The following is a 786-nucleotide window of genomic DNA, read 5'->3' on the forward strand; positions in this document are numbered from 1 at the left end:
GAAGGATTGGCCAATTCGATAATCTATCAAGTATACCAAAAACCACCCCAATAATCGCAAGTAGTCCCTGCTCACGATCAAGTCGTTTTTTCTGACTTTGATACCACTCCACATCCATAGTCGTATTTATTTTCAGACACCTGAATATGGTCTACGGTACACTAGTGTTTTCCATCGGTTCATACTGAGGTTTCCATGTTGGGATAATCACCATTCCCGAATAAACTCTCGCTTGAGAAATCGGAACAAAATCATCGCGTTATGAGTGAAGACCAACACAATACAACGCCAATTTGCGATGGACAGTAGACATTAGTCAACAAACGTCCGTCTGTGGCGTGGGAGTTACGATGCCTCAAATGTTCCAAGTGTTGAAGAACTCACACCGTTGGGTCCTTCCCAGTTCAGATCGAGTTTGTCACCACTATTAACATCATCAACTGTGGCGATTAGATCTGTCGGCGATATAGGTTGGCTCTCATTATCCATGACGCCATCATTATTACTCCCAGCCTCCCAAGAGATGGGCTGTCCGTCTGATTCAATAGACAACTTGCTGGTGTTATCCGAGTCAATCTGGTCACCACCATCGTGACGAATTTCTACTGTAGCTGTATCAGAATTATAGTCAAAGTAAATTTGGGCGTTCGGGGGGATTCTCCCCGTAGTGAAGGTGATTCCCTCATTCGCAAGTTCGATGGGGCCACTGTCTTGACGAATATACACAGCGACAAGCTTTGTTCCAACGTACTCACCCTTGATGTCTCGTACACGCATTATTTCCCC

1 pseudogene is annotated in these 786 nt (G+C 44.9%); it reads right to left on the reverse strand.

From position 1 onward, the window contains the following. Positions 1 to 345 precede the first annotated feature (345 nt). Positions 346 to 786: pseudogene (locus tag DVK07_RS22935) on the reverse strand (hypothetical protein); the annotation flags it as partial.

Origin of the sequence: Halorubrum sp. Atlit-26R (genome assembly GCF_003666015.1) — an archaeon.
Taxonomy (GTDB): Archaea; Halobacteriota; Halobacteria; order Halobacteriales; family Haloferacaceae; genus Halorubrum.